The organism is Acidovorax sp. A1169, from assembly GCF_030704685.1.
Lineage (GTDB): Bacteria > Pseudomonadota > Gammaproteobacteria > Burkholderiales > Burkholderiaceae_C > Acidovorax.
Genome location: NZ_JAUZDX010000003.1, coordinates 1 through 21,823, shown reverse-complemented (window position 1 = coordinate 21,823; position 21,823 = coordinate 1). Strand labels below are relative to the sequence as shown.

Sequence of the window (21,823 nt, the reverse complement as noted above, 5' to 3'; positions counted from 1 at the left end):
GCACTTGTGAGCCTTACGCAAATCAAGTCGAGTGCCAGCAATGAGTCATCGGCCAGCGACACTCCGCAATTCCAATGAATGTTCAGGTGCCCCAGTCCGATTTCCACATTGACTTTGCGTCTGCTCGCGGCTCGAACACCGGCGACGAGTACCATGAGTTGTGGGCCGCCCGCCATGCGCTCCGCTTGCTTGGTGGTGGAGATGGCTTGTCTGCTGTAACCGTCGAAGGGCTGATATCGGACGATGGCGCAGAGAAGGCATGGGAGGGAGTCGACTGCGGTCTGCTCTTTGGGGCGGAGAACGAGGTTGATGCCGATCGCGTCGAAATCCAGCAGCTCAAGTATTCGGGCTCGAATCCGTCAGGCTCTTGGACGGTAGCCAGGCTGTGCACGGGAAAGGACGGCAGCCCCAAGACATCGCCCTTGCGTCGGCTGGCCAACGCATACCAGGGTTTGCTTGAGAGGCGTCCTGGCAAATCGCCTGATTCCATTCATATCAGCCTCGTCTCCAACCAGCCGGTCGCGCCAGGCATTCTGACATTGCTCGAAGACGCGCAGAGTGCCGTACCCGCAGCGTACAGTCGAGCCTGGAAGACGGGCATGCCCGACTTGCATCGCCTGGTTCACGCCAGCGGTATGAAGCCTGCTGAGTTTCAGGACTTCGCCCGTGTACTTGATCTCCAGGGCTCGTGTGGGTCCCGCTTCGAGGCAGAAGACCGCATGCTCAAGGCGATTTCGGAATGTACCGATACAGAGCTGCATGGGTCGGCGAGCCGAATTCGCGAATACATCCGCAAGCGCATGCTCCCCGAGGCGGCCGGCGAAACCATCACCCGCGAGAAGGTGTTGGTCCAGTTCGCCGGCGTCTCCGAGGACCATGCGCTGTTTCCCTGCCGCTCGAAAATCGAAGCGGTCACTTCAGCCGTGCCGCGGCCGATCGCTGGCGAGATCGTCGCGCGAATGCGATCCGGCACCCGGCATCTGTGCCTGCATGGCAGTGGCGGCGCAGGCAAGACCACGACGCTGCAGCAAATCGAACAGTCGCTGCCGGCAGGTTCGTTGATGGCCGTCTTCGACTGCTATGGCGCCGGCTCCTATCTCGACGCCAGCGAATTGCGGCATCGCCCCCAGGATGCGTTCGTGCAACTCGCGAACGAGATTTCCCAGCAACTCCGTCTTCCTCTTCTGCTCGTTCCGAGCGCGTCGCGCGACTACCCCCGCGCCTTCCGGAAGCGCCTCGAGGTGGCCGCAGCAGCAATGGCGGCAATCGCCCTCGATGCGTTGCTGGTCGTGGCCGTCGATGCCGCGGACAACTCGGTGCTGGCGGCGCAAACGCGCTCACCGCCCGAGTCCAGTTTCGTCCATGACTTGGTGACGATGGACGGTTTGCCCGCGAACGTCCGGATACTCATCAGCGCGCGGAGCGGCCGGCTGGACGACATTCGCCTCCCGGCACATTTCGAGAAGTTCGCGCTGCCCGTGTTTTCCGCGGTGGAGACAACGTCCAACGTCCGCCGCCACTGGGATGCCCCGCAACCGTGGATCGATGACTTCCATCATTTCTCGGGGGGCGTTCCCCGGGTCCAGGCCTACGCCTTCAAGAACGCCGGCAGTGAGGCGGCGCACGCCATCGACGCGCTCCGGCCTTTCGGCAAGAACCTCGATCAGGTCTTCCGCGAACAGTTCCAGCTCGCGCTGCGCAAGAATGCAAACGAGACCGACCTCGCGGACGTCTGTGCGGGACTCATTGCACTGCCCCGACCCATTCCCGTCGGCGATCTTGCCGCCGTCCTCGCACAGCCCGAGGCCAAGGTCAGCGACATTTGTTCGGATCTCGCGCCCGGCGTTCGTCTTGTCTCAGGACTTCTCAGCTTCGCCGACGAGGACTTCGAGAGTTTCGTCAGGAGTGCCGCGGAGCCTTCGATGGCAAAGGTCCAGGCCCGCGCGGCAGAACATTTCCTCGATCGAGCCGCCAGCCACGCCTATGCAGCCCTCAACGTGGCGCCGGCGCTGCTCGCTGCCGACCGAAAGAAAGATCTGCTCGCACTGGTGGAACGGGAGCCCCTGCCGCCGTTAGATCTCATGCCCGACCCGATCCGAAGGCGTGAAGTGCAGCTGCAGCGGCTGCAAGTCGCGATCCGCGCCTGTCGCGAAGCCAGGGATACGGCCCATGCGCTTCGCTTCGTGCTGATCGGCGCCGAAGCCATCAAGACGGAGGAGGCGACCCTGGAGCGGCTCGTCGCCAACCCCGCCCTCACCGCCCGCTACGCCCGGGACACCGCCAGCCGGCTCGTCCTTGGCGATCCGCGCAAGATTGCCGCCCACGGCCCCTTGTTGCTGCATCTGCTCGCGGAAGACGCCGCACGCGGCGACGCCATCTCGGTCAGGGAGGGGTGGCGTCGGTTCGCGGCCTGGGAAAGCGCGCGACGCGACCATCGAGACGAGGAGGAAAGGCACTATGGCCAAGCCTCCGGCTGGCAGATCTTGCCAGGCGATGCGGGTGCCGTCCTGTACTCGACCATGGTCCTGGACGGTCCGACCGCTGCCGTGGCCCAGTTCCGGCGATTCGCCCCGCGGCCCTTCGCGTTTCGGTCGGCGATGGAACTCGTCCATCGCCTGCTCGCCGAAGGGAAGGCGCGGCTTGTCGAACAGGCGGCGGCCCACCTGTCCGATGTCGAGGCGTTGTTTCTGCTGGTCCCTTTGGCGACTGCGGGATCCTCGGTGGATCTGCAGCGCATCGCACGGGGCTTGCACAAAATTACGCGCCGCACGCGCCAAGCGGGGGCGATGCTCGCTCGCGCGCAAGGCACCGGAGATTCGGTCGGTCCCTGGATCATCGACTCCATACTGGCGGCCGCCGAACTCCTGATCGCTCGCCAGGGTGACCAGACAGTCGCCTTGGCGGCACTCACGCCCTTCCTCGATCCCGATCTGCGGCGGATCGACAAGGTGCACGACTCCCAACACCTGTTGCTCGATGCCATCCTGCGTGCCGTGACCTTGAGCGATGCGATGGCGCGACGGGGTACGCAGCCATCCCAGGTCCTGACGCCCAGACCAGTCCCATCCGAGGAGGAGAAGCAGAAGTCCAGGCACGACAGCCACGCCGAAGAGCACGACCGCAAGGTGGGCGAAATGATCGGTACTTTCTGCGACCTGTACGTGGCCCGTGCGACCGTGTTTGCTTCACCGACGCGGGACAAGGGCGCGGATGTCGAAATCCTTGCCCAGGCGCAGGCTCGCCTGGAGCGGAATAGCTGGAGTATCGACCGTCGATACGGAACGTCCTCGATGCGTGGTATGGCCGCCGAAAGCCTGTCGCTGCTTCTCGCATCGGACGTGCCACCGGATGCGGTCATGGACACTGCGCTCAAAGTCCGGCATGGCTGGTCCTCTCACGGTGCGCACGAGTTGTTCCATCGCCTCGCCGCGGTTCCGGCGCTGCATGACGCGCTCATCGAAGGCCTCTCGCAGGCGGCAGCGGCCCATCGCACGCTGCGCAGCCCGGCGGGAGAGCGATCAGAGTCTCTGTCGGGCTATGCGTCCCTCCTGGCGAGGATCAGCCCCTCCGACGCCGATGCCGTTTTTCAATGGTCCATCGATGTCGCCGGCGAACTGGATCGCGAGGTTGTCGACCAGCTCCGTTTGATCTCGCGCATGGTTATCCAGGGGCAGCGTCACTTCGGGGCCAAGGGGCTTTCGCTCGCGACGGAACTCACCCAAGCCATCCAGGACGCCGCGGTGCGCATCGAAAGCTACGACGATTTCCCCTGGTCGGACGCGATCCGTGCCGTCGCTCAGCTGGACTACCCGGCGGCCGTTGCCGCCGTCGCCCGCTGGGACGACGCCGAGTTGACCGGTCTGTCCCGGACACTCGGTCCGGCACTGGATGTCGGGCTGCAGTCGGGATCACTGACCGCATCTCAGGCCGCCTCGTTGGGGGTGCTGCTGCAGCATGTCGATGATGGCACCTTGCGCCTCATTTGCGACCAGGCCGAAAGGGAGGGCAAGGCCACGGCCTCAGGGTTGGCCGAGGAATTCGCCAGAGATTGCCAGCTCGACCGTCTCGACGGCGGCGACGCGATCCATGCATTCGTCGCCCGGTTTGGCGAAGGTGACTGGTCGAGAGGGCTGCAGGCCTGGCGGGTCTTCAGTCGCGGTTTGGAAGCAGCTTCGTCCGCCGCTGCGCTAGCCAATGACGCCGTACCGGACGCGGATGGAAAACCCGACGTGCTGCCGGAATGCTGGGACGAAGCGGTTCTGGTCGACGCGGACCTGCTCGGGGCGGAGCTGGATCGCATCGGTGAACAATCGCGCCAGGCGCACAGATACCTCTCGATCGAAGGCATCCTGTCGAGCGCCGCGGCGCACGTGCCCGCGCGCCTTCGCGTCGCCCATCTCGACGCGCTGGCGCGGCTGGATGCGGTGCGGGGCGACAGCGACGCCCTGCATGCGCTGCTCGCACGACTCGAGACCTGGGCAGGAAGTCCCGCGGTGGCGCAATGGCGCAACCAACGCATGACGGAACTGCTTGCGAAGCGGCTGGCCGTGCTGTGCCGGTACCTTCCCCACCACGATGTCGAATTGCAGTCCTCGCTGACGATCGCACGTGCCGCGAACGTGGCATTGAAGGACGTCCTGCTGCGCGGCATCGAACTCAACTTCGACCGATTCCGTGCCGCCGGATTGTTCGCCCTCTCCGGGATCATCACCGGGGAACTGCCTGGCGATGAGGTCGCGGGGCTTTGCGAGTGGTACATCCAGCGCCTCGCGGCCCGCATCGGAGACGAGGACAGGGAAGACATCGATGCGGACGCCGTCCCCCGACAGGTCGCGGAAGCCCTGGGTCGCTTCTTCTATGCCCTGCTCGGCGACGTCGATGTCCGCGTCCGCTGGCGTTGTGCGCACGCGCTTCGTCGCCTGGCCCGCAGGGGCGAGCACACCGTCCTGGATGCGGTCGTCGCCCAGTACGCGCGCACGGACGAACCTGCATTCCGGGCACCGCGCGCCCCCTTCTACTGGCTGGCCGCGCGCCTTTGGCTGGTCATCGCCATGGACAGGATTGCGCTGGAATCGCCGGCGATGGCGGCCAGACATGGCGCCTGGCTGCTGCGGGTGGCGCAAGACGACGGATTCCCCCATCTGCTGGTCAGGGGCTTCGCGCGCGACGCCTGCTCGAAACTGATCGCGTCAGGACATTTGCCCGCAGACGACGGGACGAACGCAGCGCTGTCACAGGTCAATTGCAGCACCTTGGCCCGCAGCAGGAAGCAGCGCGACTACGGGAGGAGCTTCGAGTCCTTCAAGCAGTACGACGAGGGTCTGCGGTTCCATTTCGATGGCCTGGATACCCTGCGGTACTGGTACGAGCCGTTCCTTCGCGCGTTTGCCGACGTGACCCCTCGGGACTTCCTGGAAGCGGCGGAGCAATTGATCGTCGATGCATGGGGGGTCCATCCCGACGATGATGCTAGGTTGCAGGACCCCAGAATGCATCGCTTCAGGGACCACAACTGGGCTCTTTACAGCAAGAGCCACGGCAGCAATCCGACGCTGGAGGATCTGCAGGCCTACCTCGAATGGCACGCTATGTGGTGCGTGGCGGGGCAGTTGTTGCGCACTCATCCCTTGTCCGCACGCAACTATGGGCGTGACGAACTCGAGGAGCGCATCGAGTACAACACGCTCACCATGCCGCCCTTGTGGCTGGCCGATCTCGCCGGGCCCGTTCCACTGCAGCCGAGCCGCTGGCATGCGCCCTCCCAGGTTCGCGAGTGGATCGACAGCGTGTCCGACGATGAACTGCTGGCCGAATTGCTCGCCGTCGACATGCCTGACTACGTGGTGGTCCATGCCTATATCGACGACAGGTCCAGCGAACACCACCAGAGCGTCCGCATCTCGACTGGACTGGTCTCCCCGGATACCGCGCACGCGCTCGTGCGCGCGCTGCAGACGACAATGGACAGCTCGGCTTTCTACATCTGCCCGGAAGGCCACGACCTGGAAATCGACGACGCCGGATTCCGGTTGGAGGGATGGCTGACCATCCAGGAAGGCGACACGCTGCTGGACGAAAAGGATGTGTTCCGCAACGGTATCAGGCGCATCGACTACCGCCCCGGCAAGTCTGTCACCAAGCATCTCAAGCTGGTACGACGTCTGGAGCCGGAGGTCGGCTGGTACCGTACGGGCGAAGACACGCCGAGTTTCTTGTACCAGGCCTGGGGCTACCAAGAGACGGGAACGGAGCGGGAGTATCGCTTCGGGCGCACGACCGAGTCGGCCGGTTGCCGGCTGCTAGTCAGCAAACGGGCCCTGGGCGAGTTCCTTGACCGGAAGCAACAAGAATTGATAGCTGAAGTGGAGATCACGCGCCGTGGAACAAAAAGATCCGGATACGCCGATCACGAGGAAGGCCGCCGGGAAGCGGAATTCGAGAGGATCCTCCTCCTCCGACGGGACGGATCGATCCAGGCCGCCGAACGAAATCTTGGCGCTTGGCGATCATCTGGTCTATGAACTCGGATTGCAGGACAGCAACAATACCCTTGGCCGCTGGATGGCTCACCATCTTGCCGAGTTGCTGCATCAATCCAGGACGCTCGAGGGTACCAAGCGGGCGAAGGCGGAGAAGGCGGCAGCAGACCTGATCCTGCGGCTCTGGTCGCAGCGCGAAACCCTGCCCGGCGCGGTCTACCCCTTAAAAGATTTGGAAAAGGCACTTTCCGTCCTGCGCCTCCTCGACAGGGGCGCATCACCCTTCAGTCCACTGCGCTCACGGACGGACGAGACGCTGCTCGCCGACGCGTTCGACGGGCTGCGCCAGCTCGTTGTCCATGGCATTCTGCTGCTGTCCTCCCGGCTCGAGGTACCTGTTGCGGATAGTCATACTGCACCGTTTCTGGCCGACGAGGAACGCCGGGTGCTCGAAGCCATGAACCTGTGGGCGGCGCATTTTGAACAGGCTCGAAGATCACGCATGCCGATCGTTGAATTTGTCAGCGGCACAACCGATGCCAAGGCCGATGCCGAGCCGGAAGTGCTGACGGAAGAAGCAATCGCCAAGCGGGTCTTCGTCGCGGAGATCGACAAGCTCCAGGCGACGCTAGCGGCACTCAGGGGGAACATCGGAGCCGACAAATAGCGCAATCCCATCGGCGCGTCGGGACCGCCCCGCAAGCCGGCAGCCATGATGTCCGACGGTCGCTCCGAACGGCCCTGCCCGGGTCGTACTCTCCACGATTCCCGTCGAAGTACGCCCATGGAATCCCGCGCCCCCCTGCCCCCGTTCACTTTGGAGACCGCTATCCAGAAGGTCCGCCTGGCCGAAGACGGCTGGCACCCGCCCAACCACGCCGAGTTCCCGGTCGGGCGCACGGACGACCATCCAGGGCTGACCGAGTTGGTGCTGAAGGGCGACGACACTGCGACCACGGGTCAAGGGATCGGGCACGTTGATGTCGGCCGGCGGCTCAACCGGACGGGTCAATCAGGCGCGATCGAGCCAGAATTTCGCGCTGTGGTTGTTCAATCCCCGTGAGTAGGGATCGGGTTTCACCTGGAACGTGTCCGGGATGTCCGCACCGTTGCCACCGTCCTTGAAATAGTCCCGAACCGAAAAGAGCGCCTGACCCTTGAGGTGCTCCCATGCGCTGTGAAGCCGCTCACGCCGCTCCTGTTCGAGCTTGGCGGCGCTCGGCTTGCGAGCCGGCGGCGGCAGGGTGTAGTCAGGTCGCAGATCGACGTCGTGGAGGAAGGTAATGCTCCCGTGGATCCACGCCTCCGCTGGCGACGGCCGCCATCGATAGCTAACGCGCACGGACAAGTGCGTGCCGAGCATATGCGGCGGCGTGATCAAGTCGTCGATGTAGAAGCGCTCGCCCTCCTCCGCTTCAGTCGCCATCCGGTGCTGCATCTCCTGTACCGCATACAGCAGGGTGTTGCCGGCACTGCGCGCGTCGTACAGGGTGTCTGCACGCTTCTTGTCCGATTTCGCCTTGCCGTAGGCCTCAAGCGCTCGCTCGAAGGCATGCCGCTTCGTCGCAACGTACAGTCCGCAGTCGTGCAGTGGCACCTCCCGCAGCGCGAAGGGTCGCTCGTCTCGCAGGCATTGCTCGATGAGCGCGCGCAGCGCTTCCGGGTCGGTCCGGCGCAGCGCGTCCTGCTCGTTTGGCGGAATGTTGATGTCGCCCATGTCGTCCTCCCTTTCCGTGTCGTCGGGTTGCCGATGCCGTGCGTTGGCGTCCATCGCCATCGTGCGGTTCAACCGGGCGTGCCGGTCTCCCCGTAAGCCAGCACCGCGATCTCCTCTTCTGGCGCAAGATCCCGCTGCGGCCATTCGCGGTATTCAACCAGCGAGGGCGTGCGTTCCATCGCGCCCAGCGGCTCGATGCCCATGCGGCGCATCCGCTCGACCAGTTCCTCCAGCACATCGTTCTTGCGCAGCGCCCAGGTTGAGGCGAAGCAACGCCAGAACACCCAGCCGGCGCGTTCGAGGATGCGCTGGCGCTGCATGTCGGCCTGCCAGCGGTCGGGGCCGTGGAACTCGTCGCCGTCGCACTCGATGGCCAGGCGCACGTCGTCCGCGCCCTCGACCACCATGTCGATGCGGAACGCGCCGGCCTTGACCTGTGGTGTAACCTGGTAGCCGCGCTCGAACATCGAGGTGTACACGTCGCGCTCGAAGCCCGACTCGCACTGGTCGATGAGGGTCTTGTGCTCCTCGTTGCCGTCCGGCGGCTTACTGAAATGCTGCAGCAGGGTGCGCCGGACATCGGTCGCCGACAGCTCGTCGAGGCGGATCGAGCGCACCTCGAGGTCACTGGGCTACAGCCCCCGGCTTTGAAGGGCACTCACTTTTAGAATAGCCGCGCATCATGTCACTGGGCACGCTCCGGAGCGCACAAAAAGCTCTTTACTTTTTTGTGGGTCCTTGAGAACGCAACTTCCAAATTGATAATGATATGCCAGCCTTCTGGCGGCACAGCTGTTGGTCTGATTGGATATAAGCAATTCATTTTCGATAGCCTTTTCCAGAGTGGCAATTGCCGCTTTACACTTTGGGCCATCTTTATTGTATGCAGGAGCGGAGTCTCGGATTAGTTTTATTGCGAAATCAACCTGATATCTCGCAAGTCTTTCAACCGGAACTGGGCCGGTCACGGGAAGGCTGATTAAATCCTTCAGATACTTTTCCCCCTCATTACTCCTTGCCGCAAGAGCTCTACAATAGTATCCGTATGTGAGATTATCGCAGCCACGGTCCAGATTTCCGGTTTTCCAACCTTCATACAAGAATGCTGTAGCTAGTTGCTGGCGCGCAATCCAATCATCTTGTTGTGCCTTTTTAACAACATCATCAACTTCCTGCTTCGTGGGTGGATCTTTTGGATCCGGTAGCTCCAAAATAAGCCAATCTACGTGCCAAGGCGGGATGGCGTTGGCAGATTGTATCTTCAAGAGAAATATTGCAAAAAATGCATATAACAAGAGAACGGGCAAGCTTGCCAAATAGCGCTTTTGCATAGTTATCTTAAGTTGATTTAATTGTCGACGCAATTTCTTCAGATGGGCTTATGTCCAGTTGGCCGCAATGACAGGATTGAGCGCCGCCTGGTAGCTCGGACTCAGCGTCGTCTGCCCCGCTGGCGGCGGCGAGAACCCAGCCATCGCATCCACCAAGGCCTGCACCTTCGTGTCCGTCAACACCTTGCCATCGGCCCAGATCTGCTCCACGTGCTGCGCCGTGCCCAGGTACCAGTCCTTGATGATGGCCTTGTCAGTGGTACCGATCACACTCACCTCCAGGTTATTGCCCGACTTGACCAACCACAACTGGTCATGGCGAATGCTCGAACCCCACTGCAGAAGGTCGTTGACGCCACCCGTGCTGTCGTTCTCGACAATGGTGTCCTGGCCCGTGCCCGCTTCCATGAAGTAGGTGTCCCCACCCTTGCCCCCTGTCAGCGTGTCGTTGCCCGCGGCGCCGTTGATGACGTTGGCCCCATCGTTGCCGGTCAACTTGTTGGCCTTGGCATTGCCCTTGAAGTTGTAGGCTGCCGTGCCGGTCACGGTGTAGTCCGAGTTGGCGGTGGGCATGGTGTAGGCATAGGTGTAGCTGCCGGGAGGGGGCACAGGCATCGCCAGCACAGTATCGATCTTCGCCTGGTCCCAGATCTCGCCATTGTCGAAGACGATCTGGTCGATCTTGCTGTTGGAAAGAACCCCGCTCGGTGTCGTGTCTGCTGCGAAGTAGTTGGACAGCGTCACCTGGTTGGCGGTGCTGCCGCCCATACGCACTTGAAGATGGTTGCCCGAACGGACCAGTTGGATCTGCGAAGGCGTCCAGCCATGAATCAAGAGCTTGTCGGGGTAACCTCGGTTTCTATGCAAAACCGGAATTCGACCGAAAAAACCCCTTTGACTACAACTACTTAGCGCTTCGAAGACGCCTTTCGCGAGGCAGGAAGTCTTCAAGTGTTTTGCCGTGCTCCAAGGCTTCGGTCAACCACTTGGGACGGCGGCCCTTGCCGGCCCATGTGTTTCCATGCGCGTCTCGGTACATGCCCGTCTCGGTGCCTGACGGCTGATCCACTCGGGACGTCTTGCGCGGAGCCACTTTTGATTCTGGCGTACCTGTATGAAACAGGTCGTCCGGCACCAGTTCGAACCTGGCGATCACCTCTTTCATCAGCGGAATGATCTCCTCGGCTTCATGGGCTTCATTCATCGCCTCTTCAAGGCGTTTCTTCATCTGGGTGAGTGTCTTGGGCAACGCTATCTCCATAGAGAGTGCTTGGGCGCAACTCCGGACATTGTGACGCTCTGCAAGCACCTGTTCCGGGTGAAGGGCTGCGCAGCGATCTGCTGGCGCTGTGCTTTGATCTGGTGCACTGGCTGAGGTTCTCGGGCGCGCTTGTCGAGGCCGGCGTCTCTGGCGACCTGCTGGTCTGGGGGCTGGCGGGGTTCAATCTGGGGGTGGAGCCCGGCCAGCTCATGGTGGTTGCCGTATGGTGCGGCGTATCCCCGCTGCTGGCCCGCTGGTCAGGCTACCGCACCGTGGTTGTCAAGGGCGGTTCGGTGGCACTGATCGTGTGGACGGTGCAGCGCATGGCGTTCTCTGGCTGAGCGGCGCTTGGCCTACCAAGGCCATTTTTACTGGCACGCCCATGGTAGTGATCTAGCAGGGTGAAGAAATACCTGCGCGCCGCATGTGATCGAGAATACCGACCTCAGGGGCTGGAATGCCGCATGGCATAAGCGGGCCCTGTGCAACCTGTTCCTGCGGCGGTCCGAGTGGTGAATCCATCCCAAAACCGCCGCCTTCGCCCGGAGCGCTGCGACTGGTGGGTGCCGAGGATTGAGACTGGCGAATTGATGGCCGATAACATGCTCCCCGCTGGATGCAAATCCGCCGTCAGGCAACGACATCCGAACTGCTGGTTTCAGAATCCAGGCGCGCGCGCAGCGAGTTCAGCACCCGTTGCATTGCATGAATGTCTTCGACCTGGATGCCTGAGGTCAACCAGTTCATCCACGGCCCGTTGAGCGCCATGGCCCGGTCAAAAGCCTCTCTCCCTTTGTCAGTCAGCAGCACGAGCGAGGCTCGCCGATGGTGGGGATTTGGCGCTGTGGCAACAAACCCCTCCCGCATCAGATCATTGACTACCCGTTGGATGTTTTGCCGGTTGGCACCCATGTCGCGCGCCAGCCATGCCACCGGCTGCGGGCGTTCCGCTGCGACGATTGTCCCCAACACCTGCCAACGGGAGCTGGTCAGTCCCAGCGGTGCCACCAGACGGTCGCCAGCTGCCATCAAACTGCTGGAAGCGTGAAACAAGGCCAGCACGGTTTCGCTCATTGCAGCCGCAGCGGGGGCAATTCCAGAATCATTTTTCATCCATGAATTTTGCCATTGATGTGCAATCAATCCAAATTGACAACATGATGTCGTAATGGCATCATGGTGTTCTTGATCAGCTACCCACCAACGAAAGAATGACATGACAGTTATCAATGACGCGGCGACGCGCCGCGCCGCGGCCCAGCACACCCTGGCAGAACACCTGCGCCTTACCGCCTTGGGGCGCGTGGACGAGTGGGTGAAACTCTTCTCCCCAGACGCGGTGCTGGAGTTTCCTTTTGCGCCGGCAGGTGTCCCACAACGGGTAACAGGGCGAGATGCACTGGTTGCGCACATGAGCAACTTTCCCAAGATCTTTGACGTTGAGTTTGTCGATCTGGTGTTTCACGAGACCGTCGATCCAAGTCTGGTGATCGCCGAATTCCGCTCGACAGGCACGGCGCTTCCGACCGGCAAGCCATACGAGCAAAGGTGTATCTCCGTTGTCCGAACCAACGATGAAGCACTCATCACCCACTACCTGGACTACTGGAATCCACTGGTGGCTATCGAAGCGCTCACACCTCAAAGCGCACCGTCCGATCCTGTCCTCGGTGTGACTTTTGGCGCCTGATTGGCAGGGGGCCAGGGCGAGCACGAAGCCGGCCAGGGCCAGTCAGCAGAGAATTGAACGCGCATGTGCATGGCCAAAGCCTGGTGGCGCAGAGAATCACGGCATGTCGCCGAACTTCAAAATTCTCTATCTGTTCGTTTCCCCGCACGGCTGGCTGACCGAATTCAAACGGCTGGGCCTGGCTGCCGACGTGCCCAAGGATCAGATTTACCAGTGGGCGTGGATCAGCACGGCCCAGGTGGTGCCGCTGCGCTTTGTCAGCATGGTCACCGAGCCCCGGCAGCAGCGCGAGTTTGAAGAAGCCAACCTGTGGTTCGATGCCAGTCGGGGCGCGCTTGCCTGGAATGACGGCGTTATCGTGAAGCTGGAAGTTCAGGCCGACAATGCATTGCCGCCGCTGCAAGAACGAATGCTGCAAGCGCATCTCGGCATGGCTTGACTCTCCGCCGCTAAGCAGGCTGAAGACATACCTCCAACCCAGCCAGCCCAACTCCGGTAAGTACCGGTCCCTTCTACATCGCTTGCCCCTGACCCCCATGCGCGGCGCCGACACTTTCACCGAGAGCCTGTTCTCTGTCCGCAAGCTCGACGACTTCGTGCCCGCCTCGCACCCCCTGCGCCCCGTTCGCAAGATGGTCAACACCGCCTTGGCCAAGATGAATGTCCTGTTCTCGCGCATGTACGAGGCAGACATCAAGGGCGGGCGCCCCAGCATCGCCCCCGAGAAGCTGGTGCGGGCCATGCTGCTGCAGGTGCTGTACAGCGTGCGCTCGGAACGCCAGTTGATGGAGCAGGTGCAGTACAACCTCTTGTTTCGCTGGTTCATCGGCCTGTCCATGGACGACGAGGTCTGGGTACCCAGCGTGTTCACCAAGAACCGCGAACGGCTGATCGAACACGACGCCGTGATCGAATTCTTCAACGAAGTGCTCAAGATCGCCGACAAGAAACACTGGCTCTCGGGCGAGCACTTCAGCGTGGACGGAACGCTCATCCAGGCGTGGGCGGGCCACAAGAGCTTCGTGCGCAAGGGCGACGATGACGCGGGTGGTGATGGCGGTGGCGCAGATGATGGCCCTGGTGCAGATGCCAAAGCCCACAGCGATGGCGGCAACTTCAAGGGCCAGCGGCGCAGCAACGACACCCATGAATCCACAACGGACGCCGATGCCCGGCTGTACCGCAAAGGCAAAACCGCCAGCGAGCTGCGCTACATGGGCCACAACCTGAGCGACAACCGCCACGGCCTGGTGGCCAATGCAGTGGTCACGCTGGCCGATGGCTACGCAGAGCGCGAAGCGGCCAAGGCCATGGTCAACGACGCCCGACAGGCGCAGGCCGATCCCACGCGAACCATCACGCTGGGGGCGGACAAAGGCTATGACGCACGCGAATTCATTGAGGCATGCCAGGCCATGAACGTCATTCCCCATGTGGCGCAGAACAAGTCAGGCAGAAACTCGGCCGTACCCGATGCGATTGCGCAAAGTGAAGGCTACGCGGTATCGCAACAAAAGAGAAAGCTCATCGAGCAAGGCTTTGGCTGGGCCAAGACCGTGGGCGGCATGAGGCAAGTGATGGTGCGAGGCCTTGAGCGCGTGGACCAGATGTTCGTGCTGACGATGGCAGGCTACAACCTGGTGCGCATGCGCACGCTGGAGCAATTGCGACAGGTGCGTCTGCAGGGGGCGTATTGAGGAAAAACGGGGGCAAAAGTAACCTGAGAAGTGCACGAAGACGACCAATTGAGCACGCCAATCCCGGAATGTGAAACAAGTGAGCCGGCCTGCGGCTGTGGGGCAGGCCGGGCTTGGAATCTGGGGAGTATTTCTTCAGCCTGCTAGGCCGAGCGCGTCGTTCACACTCACACTGGTGTTGACGGATTTCAAGGCGGCACAGACGCCAAAGACATAGGGGCGGCATCGATGTACCCAGCGCACCGCTCAACGGGCGCTGGTGTATGTAGTCAGACCTGTACGCTTGTGACGACGGTGATTCGACTTAATAACCGTACTCTGATCCGATTTCTCCTCGACGCTCACGGGTACAAGATTCTTGGGGCGCTCACGGGGCCTGATGGAAGGGTAAATGGAACAGGGATACTTGCCACGCTATTTACCCAGCTGACGAAATCGGCTACGGTTGCTGTTGGCATGGTGGATTTATATAACGCTGCAAATCCAGATACATGGGCAGCAGCCTGAGATGTTCCATAATAGTAAAAAATGTCTACATCATCAACTCGCCCTGCACTCAGAATTCGGACCCCAGGTGAAGGCTCCCCACCAGGGGCAAAAATTGTGGGGCTGCTATAGTTTGAAGGGATTCCGAGATTCGAATAACTGGCCTTCATCACTCCAGCTCCGTCGTTAGGTACGGCAGCAACCTTGATAACAAACTCTGAGCACGCCGGCCAGTTGACTCCGTTCTGGATATTGTGATTTCCGGTTGAACTAAAGACAGGAATGTTCGCCCACCTCAGCGTTTGAAGCGCGATGCGGCTAGGGACGCTAACTGCTGCATCGCAATCATTTTGATATGTCGCTACTGAACCAATGCTCATATTGACCACCATCTGTGCAACTGGTGCAGAAGGACCGACACTTCCACCAGACAACTGAGCAACCCATTGAAGAGCTTTTGTTATATCTGTAAGAAAGGCTTGCTCCGTATTGGCGTTCATGTTGTACGAGAACACGTTAATAGAATGAAGCGATGCATCGGGAGCAACTCCTTGCAAATTTCCATTGTCGACAAGCGGGGTTGAACGCCCCGCTGCAATGGCAGCCATATGTGTTCCATGTCCACACTTGATATTTAAGTTGATCTGCTGGCATTTGATGGCGTTGGAAAGTGGTTCGCCGGAATTTGGGGTGGTAGCAGGACTGTCACCATTGAGAGTGATGTTTTTTCCGGGGCATATAGATGTGTACCCGCCGCTATCTGACCCAAAGCAGTCCTGGGCTACTACCCGCTTAGCCGAGCCATTCATTAGCATCTTGTGATCACTGCGCACCCCATGATCTATGATGACGATCGTTTGGCCTGCACCCCGTACGCCCGCTGTCCAAGCCGCAGGAGCATTAATCTGCGGAGCACTTGCACCCAACTTCGTCGTGGCAATAGGTCGGTTTGCCTGTGCGTCCAGAATTCGAGGGTCGGCATTCAACTTCAGTCGCTCATACTGATCGGGCAGCAGGGCCACCTCAAAAATCCCTTGGAAGTCGCTGACCGAATCTTCCTTCGAAAGCGATATCCCAACAGCCTCAAATATTTCCTTTGCAGCTGCTCTATTTGCCTGGGCCTGGTAGCGAGCTGCAGTCGCCTTGTATAGCATATTGGGTGAAAATAGAATTCCACCACGAAGGGTAACTAGGAACTCCAGCCGCCCATCAGGTCGCGTGTTGCTGTTGTCGAATTCTGACCAAGTCGTCTTCCTCGCATCTTTGAAGCCTTTTGGTCTTAGGTTGCGTACCAGATCACTTTCCTGCAAAAAGAGCAGCGCGGCCTTATCCACCTTCGCTGAAATTATCATCGGATAAATTGGGTCACTGCGAATGCTGTTGGCGAACTCCGACCTATCGGCGACGAGCGCTTTCAGTTTATTGACAACCCCGGGAACTTGCGATGAGAGTTCCGCGGAAGGATCAATGGATACGGAGCCATCCGGCAAAAGCCGGTAACTTGTTCCATCCGTGCTGAGCACGATATCCGCAACCACCGTGCCTTCGCGATTGATTGCATTGTGCAAGGCAGACAATCCACCATCGAGATCCGAGATTTTTATTCTCATTTTGTCGGAAATATCTCGCGTGAAGGAAATCGCATTCTGACTGTTCTGGAGAATCTGCAATCCGCCGCGTTTTACATAAAGGCCGATTTGGCCTGTGGCATTGCTCCAAAATCCGCCGAAATAAGCTTGATCGCCAAGCTCTGCCTTGAGCTTTTCGGTTTTCATCAAGACTCTTTTTGCATGCTCCGACTTTTCCTCAGCCGAGGCGTTTAGTTTGCGAAGCGGATCGATGTTGATAGCAACCCTGACAGCCCCTTGTTCGGAAGCGACAGCGGAGAGGAACGAAAGATCGTTCTGGTCAACCTGTGCGGCGAAGCCATAGGGACAGGCCACAAAGAGTACGAGCGGAATCAGTGCACGAATTTTCATTTGAATTCCCATCAATAGCGGATTTCACCAAGCTGCAATGTGAGTGAAGCACCACTCGCTGTGCTGAACGCTGCAGCGAGTGGCGTTCTTGGCTGAGGGTGAATCGGCCAGTGTGATACCCCCGTGCCGTGCGGCGCAGCGGCCTTTCAGAGTTTCATTTGCTGGCAACGCATGCTGGTTGAGCGGGCAACTCCAAAAGCGTCAATGGCAGTGCCGCAAGCCCGTCTTGTGGTCGACGTGGCATCCCTGTTTGTCTGTTCCTCCGGAGTGCGCTTGCGCAAAACCCGCGCACAGAAGTACGGCGACGAAGATGGCTGTTTTCATGATGTCTCCAAATTGGCCGGTACGTGGCTGGGCCGGTCTACCAGTGCTTTGCAGTTTGTTCAAAAAACGTGGCCAGAGACAGCGGCATCAGGGTAGAAGCCGATAGCAAGGATCAACTCGCACTACACCACGCGTGGTGCACCCTGGCAATTTAAATTTGGCATCCAGGGCAGACCGCACGACTGCTAATACTGGTACTCCAGTCCTATGGGTAACGCTGTGGCGGCGCTGGCCTATGGAAAGGACACCCTTGCACTACCGCGCCAGCAGCGTCTGAAGCGCGACGGTGATCTTCAAAGCCTCCTGGCGACATCCACCAGGACAGCAGACCGCGGGGCTTTTCTTCTGGCGCTGGCTCCGATACACTGCCCGCTGGTGTTTGTCGACGCCTGCTGCTCACCACGGCATAACCGGTTCGCCGGCACGACTTGAAGACCTTTTTATCTGAGCTTCCCATGTTCGCGGAGCTCGGCAGTGAGCACCGGGTAGATCCGCAGAAACATGCAGGAACGCTTATGCAATTTATCTCCACCACGGCGACCGCCGTCGAAAATCTCAAGCGCGAAGCCAAGGCGTTGAGCAAAACCCCAGGTGTAACCCTTACAGCCGCGCGAGAAGTCGTTGCCAAGAAGCACGGCTATCTGCACTGGAAGCACGTGACCGTTTGCCATGCCCAAACGGGTACCCGCCCGCGCGCCATGGCGCTTCCTCAATCGCTGAAGGACCTGCTGGCTCGGGTCAATGAGCGGCACCCGGCGTTGAGCGACTCGCAAGAGGCCTTCGCGCGCGGGTTTGTGTTCGCCATGGACGTCAAGGATGCTCAGGAGTTTGCCCCCGGCGCTGCCTATGCCGAGTGCAGCGACGGGTGGTACCTCGCGTCCAAGGACCTCTGGCCCGGCTTGGTCCACGCCCGTGATGGGGCCGGGCCCACGTTTGCGGCATCGCAGTCGCCTGAGGATCTGGCCCGGACAGCCATGGACCACGTCCAGAACTACCGGCTTTTCCGCCATCTGGACCCCACCATCCCGGCCTCCCCCGCCGAGGCCCTTCAATGGGTTGGTGTGCTGACTTCCTATGCGCCCACGCACATCTGGATTGGCGGGAAATTCACTGACCTCGGCGGTGGTTCTCAAACCCAGGGGGCGGGGGCACAACCCACTACTCCGGGAGCTGCCGTGCATCCCTCCAAGAAGCGCACCCGCTTCGAAAAGTTTGGCCATCTGCTGAACGACAAAGAGCGCGAGTTGTTCAAGGGAATGTCGGCACAGGACCAGGACTTCTGGCTGTTCCAGTTGGCCAAGAAGACCCCCCTCGGCCAGGCTCGATACAAGCCGGTAGACGTGTCGATCACGGTGCCTTGGGGCGCCACGGAGAGTGCTCAGCCCTGAGGCGCGTCATTGGGGCGCGATTGGCCTGAGCAGGCACTTCAACGCCCGGCAAGACCCTGCGGCTCCACGGCCCTTCGGTCCTTTCTCGGGGCTGAAGGGTGGTTCAATCGGCGTCGTTTCTATTTTCGACGCCGTACGTGAATCTTCCCCTCTCCTGGCCGCGCAGTCTGCGCCTGGCCACCGCCTTGGTGCTGGCGCTTGCTAGCCCCGTCTCAGCCCGAACACCCCACCCCATCTACGACAGCTCGGCGCTGCTCACGCCGCAGCCCACCAGCTTCGCGCAATGTCCACAGTTCTTCGCGCGTGGCATCCCACCTGCAGCGCCACCAGCGCACCGCCGCCGGGAGCTGTGCTATGAAGCATTTGCCGTGCTGCATGACGGCGGCTCCCGTACGCCGCTGTTCGTTGCGCAACGGTTGACCCGAAAGAGCATCGAGGATGCCGACGAGCGCCGGGCAGACAGGTTCTTTTCGGACGCCCGGCTTCCAGCCGACGAGCGCGCGGAACTGGAAGACTACAAACGCTCGGGCTACTCGCGCGGGCACATGGCACCGGCTGGGGATATGCCGACACCGACAGCCATGGCGCAGAGCTTCAGCCTGGCCAACATGGTTCCGCAGAACATCCAGCACAACGGTGGGCCATGGGCCAAGATTGAGCAGGACACGCGGCAATACGTGCTGCGCGCAAAGGGCGAGGTGTACGTGATCACGGGACCCGTCTTCACTGCCACCAGCCCGACCATTGGTCGCAACGGTGTCAAGGTGCCAGCCTACCTCTACAAGCTGGTGTACGACGCCAGCACGCAGCGCGCCTGGGCACACTGGCAGGCCAACCGCGAGGGGGAGCGTGTCAGCGCACCGATCAGCTACCAGGAACTGGTCAGGCGAACCGGCATTGAGTTCCTGCCAAAGGCTTCGCCCCAGCACTGAGCGAATCCCATGAACCATCGGGCGTGCGCTGACCATGTCGCGGCGGCAGCACAAGCCCTGTCCACTGGTGCCGCTGCGCAATGCTTGCGCGGCGGCACGGATCCAAGGCCTTAGAAGCCCTCTGCCTCGACCACAGGGAGGAAGTCCCCGTGGAAGCCGACATCCACAACGGTGCCGTCAGGATTGACCAATTCCAGACGTCCGGCCAGGATCCGCACGCACAGGTTGCCGGCATAGCACCTACCCAGGGCAGTTCCGTTGAAGGTGGTGCCAGTGCCTCCCATCGCATGGTCGGGGAACTTGTGCTCCACCCAGTCAAAGATCCGGTCGTGCACGGCGGCCGTCGTCGGCGCGCTCACATTGACCGCAGGTACTCCGTTCGCCGCGGTCACCGGCCCCACCGCGGCGCGGTACTGCCATGGCGGCATGATGCCTGCAATCGCCCAAAGGCCGAGCCTGGCCGCTTGCGCATTGGCCTGCACGGCTGGCAAGTTGCTTCCCGCTTCGAGGTATTTGGTGTAGGCCAAGGCACACCCCTGCGCCACCATGGCGGTGCCGACGTTGCCCGCTGGCGTGGTTACGGAGGCGACCGTTCGCCCGTAACGGTCGGTGCCGTCTCTGCACATGGATACCGACTGGTTCTGCACCAGGTTCGCCAGGCACTGCGTGGCCTGCAGGCCATAGGCCTGGCTGCGCTCAGGTGCGTCGATCTGGTTGATCCGCACGCGCTCCGGACCGGTGGGCGTATTCACCTGCAGGGTGTCGCCATCGATCACCCTGGTGACCGTGGCGGTCACGCAGGACAGTGGTGAGGGCGCAGGCTTGATCGCAGACTCGGGTGGGCCGCTTGGCTGCGGTACTGGAGCAGGAGCCGGAACCGGCGCAGGCACTGGGACCGGAGCTGGCGCCGGCACAGGCACGGGCGCTGGTGGTGGCCTTGGCGCTGGAGGGGGCGGTGGCGGTGGTGGCGGCGGCGGGGTGTGGCAGTGGCGCAGGCCGGTCTTGCTCTCTACGTGACAGCCGTTTGCATCGGTGCCCCCTGAATGGGCCAGGGCCAAGGCGGGTGCAAGGCTGACGGCCGTGAAAAGCAGTTGTAGTTTGAGTCGAGATGTCATGGCTCGTGGGTTGTTGTAGTTGGAGACCGCGCGCCTGTCGGTCCGAGGCGCGAAATGTAACTCTCAAGATACAAATAGCAAACCACTCAATTACCCATTGGGGACCACGGCATTTAGACGATCCCCCCCGAGTCAACAAATAGCGATTTCAGTCAATGCTGATGCCTGTGGTGCGCATCCGGCACATGGGCATGCACATGGCGCAGCGGCTCGTGCGCGTGTGCATGGCTGTGCGGCCCCTGCGGCATCACCGCATGGCTGTGGTTGTGGTGCCCGTCGTCGTGGCGGTGCGCGTGCTCATGCTCCATGGTCTCGTGCTGGTGCTCGTGGCCGTGCGATTCGGCCAGGTGCAGCAGCACGCCCAGCACCATCAGCGCGCCACCCGCTGCCATGATCCAGCTGCCGCTGCGGTCGCCCAGGGCGATCGCCACGGCCGCCCCGAGGAAAGGTGCAAACGCAAACACCGAGCCCGTGCGCGCGGCGCCGAAGGCCCGCTGCGCGAGCAGGTAGAACCGAAGGCTCAGCCCGTAGCCGGTGGCACCCACCGCCAGCAAGGCCAGCGCAGCGCCGATGCTTGGCATCGGATCTCCAAAGACCAGCGCGAGCACCGCGGTTGCACTCACCCCCAGCAAGGCCTTGCCCAGCACCACCTGGCCCGGGTCGCGCTCGGCCAGCGCCCGAGAAAGCGTGTTGTCAGCACCCCAGGCAGCCGTGGCCAGCAGCACGGCCAACGAGCCCAGCAACTGGCTGCCTCCCGCCTGCCCCTGGTCCATCACCAGTGCAATGGCCCCCGCCAGCAGCAGGAGCATCGCCCCCCAGACGCGGCGGTCCATCGTCTCCCCGTAGAGCAAGCGTGCGAGCACCGCTGTGAACAGCGCCTCCAGCGTCAGCATCAGCGAGGCGCCGGTGCCGCTGGTGTGCTGCAGTCCCCAGGCCATGGCCACCGGGCCGAGCACCGCGCCAAAGGCGGCCATGGACAACAGCCGGGGCATGTCGCCGCGCGAGAGCCGCGCCTCCTGCTCGATGCGCTGGCGCGATAGCGCGCCCACCGCCGCCGCGCCCGCATACAGCAGGGCTGCCGTGGTGAAGGCGCCCAGCCCGGCACCAAAGTGCTGGACCAGGGGCATGCTTACGCCGAACAGAGCGGCCGCCACAAGGGCCAGCAGCCCGCCCCGCAGTGACGGCCAATGCGTAGGGATACGGTTCATCGGGAGATCGATTTGGCGGTGAAACGCACGGTGATGGTTGTCTTGCTTTTTGCTGCACGGCTACGACCTTGGCTCCGTGTAGCCTTACGTATGCTTGGCCAGGGCCGGCTAAGGTCCTCCGGTTGAATAAGCTATGCGCCGGTACTGAAATGTTCCTGCGGGGATGGAGACGCTCATCGGCACACTTGCGTAGTCATTGACCCAATCGATAAAGGC

The 21,823-nt window shown here is 61.5% G+C and carries 18 protein-coding genes and 2 pseudogenes; 9 read left to right on the top strand and 11 right to left on the bottom strand.

Annotated features, from left to right (window positions below):
- Positions 1-74: 74 nt before the first annotated feature.
- The 3 genes and pseudogenes from QYL93_RS06100 to QYL93_RS06090 form a co-directional block, all read left to right on the top strand.
- Positions 75-6,521, top strand: a complete 6,447-nt coding sequence (locus tag QYL93_RS06100) for a hypothetical protein (protein WP_305742820.1) — start codon at positions 75-77, stop codon at positions 6,519-6,521.
- Complete coding sequence (locus QYL93_RS06095; protein ID WP_305742819.1) at positions 6,493-7,146, top strand: hypothetical protein; 654 nt, start codon at positions 6,493-6,495, stop codon at positions 7,144-7,146. Before QYL93_RS06100 ends, QYL93_RS06095 begins: the two co-directional genes overlap by 29 nt.
- Before the next feature lie 117 nt (positions 7,147-7,263).
- Positions 7,264-7,362 (top strand): annotated as a pseudogene (locus QYL93_RS06090) (DUF1348 family protein); the annotation flags it as partial.
- Between the two features lie 129 nt (positions 7,363-7,491).
- Here QYL93_RS06090 and QYL93_RS06085 read toward each other — a convergent pair.
- The 5 genes from QYL93_RS06085 to QYL93_RS06065 all read right to left on the bottom strand — a co-directional run bounded on the left by QYL93_RS06085 (position 7,492) and on the right by QYL93_RS06065 (position 10,776).
- The gene (locus QYL93_RS06085) at positions 7,492-8,196 is read right to left on the bottom strand and encodes a hypothetical protein (RefSeq protein WP_305742818.1); all 705 of its coding nucleotides are present in this window, start codon (positions 8,194-8,196) and stop codon (positions 7,492-7,494) included.
- 68 nt (positions 8,197-8,264) lie between these two features.
- Entirely contained in the window at positions 8,265-8,813 is a 549-nt protein-coding gene (locus QYL93_RS06080; RefSeq protein ID WP_305742817.1) for a hypothetical protein, read from the bottom strand.
- A gap of 63 nt (positions 8,814-8,876) precedes the next feature.
- On the bottom strand, positions 8,877-9,527 hold the full coding sequence (locus tag QYL93_RS06075) for a hypothetical protein (RefSeq protein ID WP_305742816.1): 651 nt from the start codon (positions 9,525-9,527) through the stop codon (positions 8,877-8,879).
- A gap of 48 nt (positions 9,528-9,575) precedes the next feature.
- Entirely contained in the window at positions 9,576-10,295 is a 720-nt protein-coding gene (locus QYL93_RS06070; RefSeq protein ID WP_305742815.1) for a calcium-binding protein, read from the bottom strand.
- 136 nt (positions 10,296-10,431) lie between these two features.
- Positions 10,432-10,776, bottom strand: coding sequence for an H-NS histone family protein (locus tag QYL93_RS06065; protein WP_305742814.1), 345 nt, complete (start codon positions 10,774-10,776; stop codon positions 10,432-10,434).
- Positions 10,777-10,793: 17 nt separating this feature from the next.
- Between QYL93_RS06065 and QYL93_RS06060 the strand changes: the two genes are divergently transcribed.
- Positions 10,794-11,129 carry a HupE/UreJ family protein gene (locus QYL93_RS06060; RefSeq protein WP_305742813.1) on the top strand — a complete coding sequence of 112 codons (336 nt, stop codon included), beginning with the start codon at positions 10,794-10,796 and terminating at the stop codon, positions 11,127-11,129.
- Positions 11,130-11,418: 289 nt separating this feature from the next.
- Here QYL93_RS06060 and QYL93_RS06055 read toward each other — a convergent pair whose 3' ends face one another.
- On the bottom strand, positions 11,419-12,006 hold the full coding sequence (locus tag QYL93_RS06055) for a MarR family winged helix-turn-helix transcriptional regulator (RefSeq protein ID WP_305742812.1): 588 nt from the start codon (positions 12,004-12,006) through the stop codon (positions 11,419-11,421).
- On the opposite strand from QYL93_RS06055, the gene QYL93_RS06050 reads away from it, so the two are divergent.
- The 3 genes from QYL93_RS06050 to QYL93_RS06040 all read left to right on the top strand — a co-directional run bounded on the left by QYL93_RS06050 (position 12,005) and on the right by QYL93_RS06040 (position 14,175).
- On the top strand, positions 12,005-12,478 hold the full coding sequence (locus QYL93_RS06050; RefSeq protein WP_305742811.1) for a nuclear transport factor 2 family protein: 474 nt from the start codon (positions 12,005-12,007) through the stop codon (positions 12,476-12,478). The two genes, QYL93_RS06055 and QYL93_RS06050, sit on opposite strands and share 2 nt — an antisense overlap.
- 103 nt (positions 12,479-12,581) lie before the next feature.
- The gene (locus tag QYL93_RS06045; RefSeq protein WP_305742810.1) at positions 12,582-12,917 is read left to right on the top strand and encodes a hypothetical protein; all 336 of its coding nucleotides are present in this window, start codon (positions 12,582-12,584) and stop codon (positions 12,915-12,917) included.
- Positions 12,918-13,014: 97 nt separating this feature from the next.
- Positions 13,015-14,175, top strand: a complete 1,161-nt coding sequence (locus tag QYL93_RS06040; protein WP_305742809.1) for an IS5 family transposase — start codon at positions 13,015-13,017, stop codon at positions 14,173-14,175.
- Between the two features lie 341 nt (positions 14,176-14,516).
- On the opposite strand, the gene QYL93_RS06035 is transcribed toward QYL93_RS06040, so the two are convergent.
- Together QYL93_RS06035 and QYL93_RS06030 are read right to left on the bottom strand one after the other, a co-directional pair.
- Entirely contained in the window at positions 14,517-16,640 is a 2,124-nt protein-coding gene (locus tag QYL93_RS06035; protein ID WP_305742808.1) for a S8/S53 family peptidase, read from the bottom strand.
- 201 nt (positions 16,641-16,841) lie between these two features.
- Positions 16,842-16,964 (bottom strand): YHYH domain-containing protein, encoded by a 123-nt coding sequence (locus QYL93_RS06030; protein WP_305742807.1) that lies wholly within the window; start codon positions 16,962-16,964, stop codon positions 16,842-16,844.
- 455 nt (positions 16,965-17,419) lie between these two features.
- Between QYL93_RS06030 and QYL93_RS06025 the strand changes: the two genes are divergently transcribed.
- Both QYL93_RS06025 and QYL93_RS06020 read left to right on the top strand, forming a co-directional pair.
- Entirely contained in the window at positions 17,420-18,352 is a 933-nt protein-coding gene (locus tag QYL93_RS06025) for a hypothetical protein (RefSeq protein WP_305742806.1), read from the top strand.
- 188 nt (positions 18,353-18,540) lie between these two features.
- The gene (locus QYL93_RS06020) at positions 18,541-19,284 is read left to right on the top strand and encodes a DNA/RNA non-specific endonuclease (RefSeq protein ID WP_305743229.1); all 744 of its coding nucleotides are present in this window, start codon (positions 18,541-18,543) and stop codon (positions 19,282-19,284) included.
- A gap of 110 nt (positions 19,285-19,394) precedes the next feature.
- Here QYL93_RS06020 and QYL93_RS06015 read toward each other — a convergent pair whose 3' ends face one another.
- From QYL93_RS06015 to QYL93_RS06010, 3 genes and pseudogenes are all read right to left on the bottom strand, one after another.
- Positions 19,395-20,081: a thermonuclease family protein gene (locus QYL93_RS06015; protein ID WP_305742805.1), complete on the bottom strand. Its 687-nt coding sequence runs from the start codon at positions 20,079-20,081 to the stop codon at positions 19,395-19,397.
- 192 nt (positions 20,082-20,273) lie between these two features.
- Positions 20,274-20,399: pseudogene (locus QYL93_RS31925) on the bottom strand (YHYH domain-containing protein); the annotation flags it as partial.
- A 152-nt stretch (positions 20,400-20,551) separates the two neighbouring features.
- A complete protein-coding gene (locus tag QYL93_RS06010; RefSeq protein WP_305742804.1) occupies positions 20,552-21,607 on the bottom strand; it encodes a DMT family transporter in 1,056 nt (351 codons plus the stop codon).
- Between the last annotated feature and the right edge of the window lie 216 nt (positions 21,608-21,823).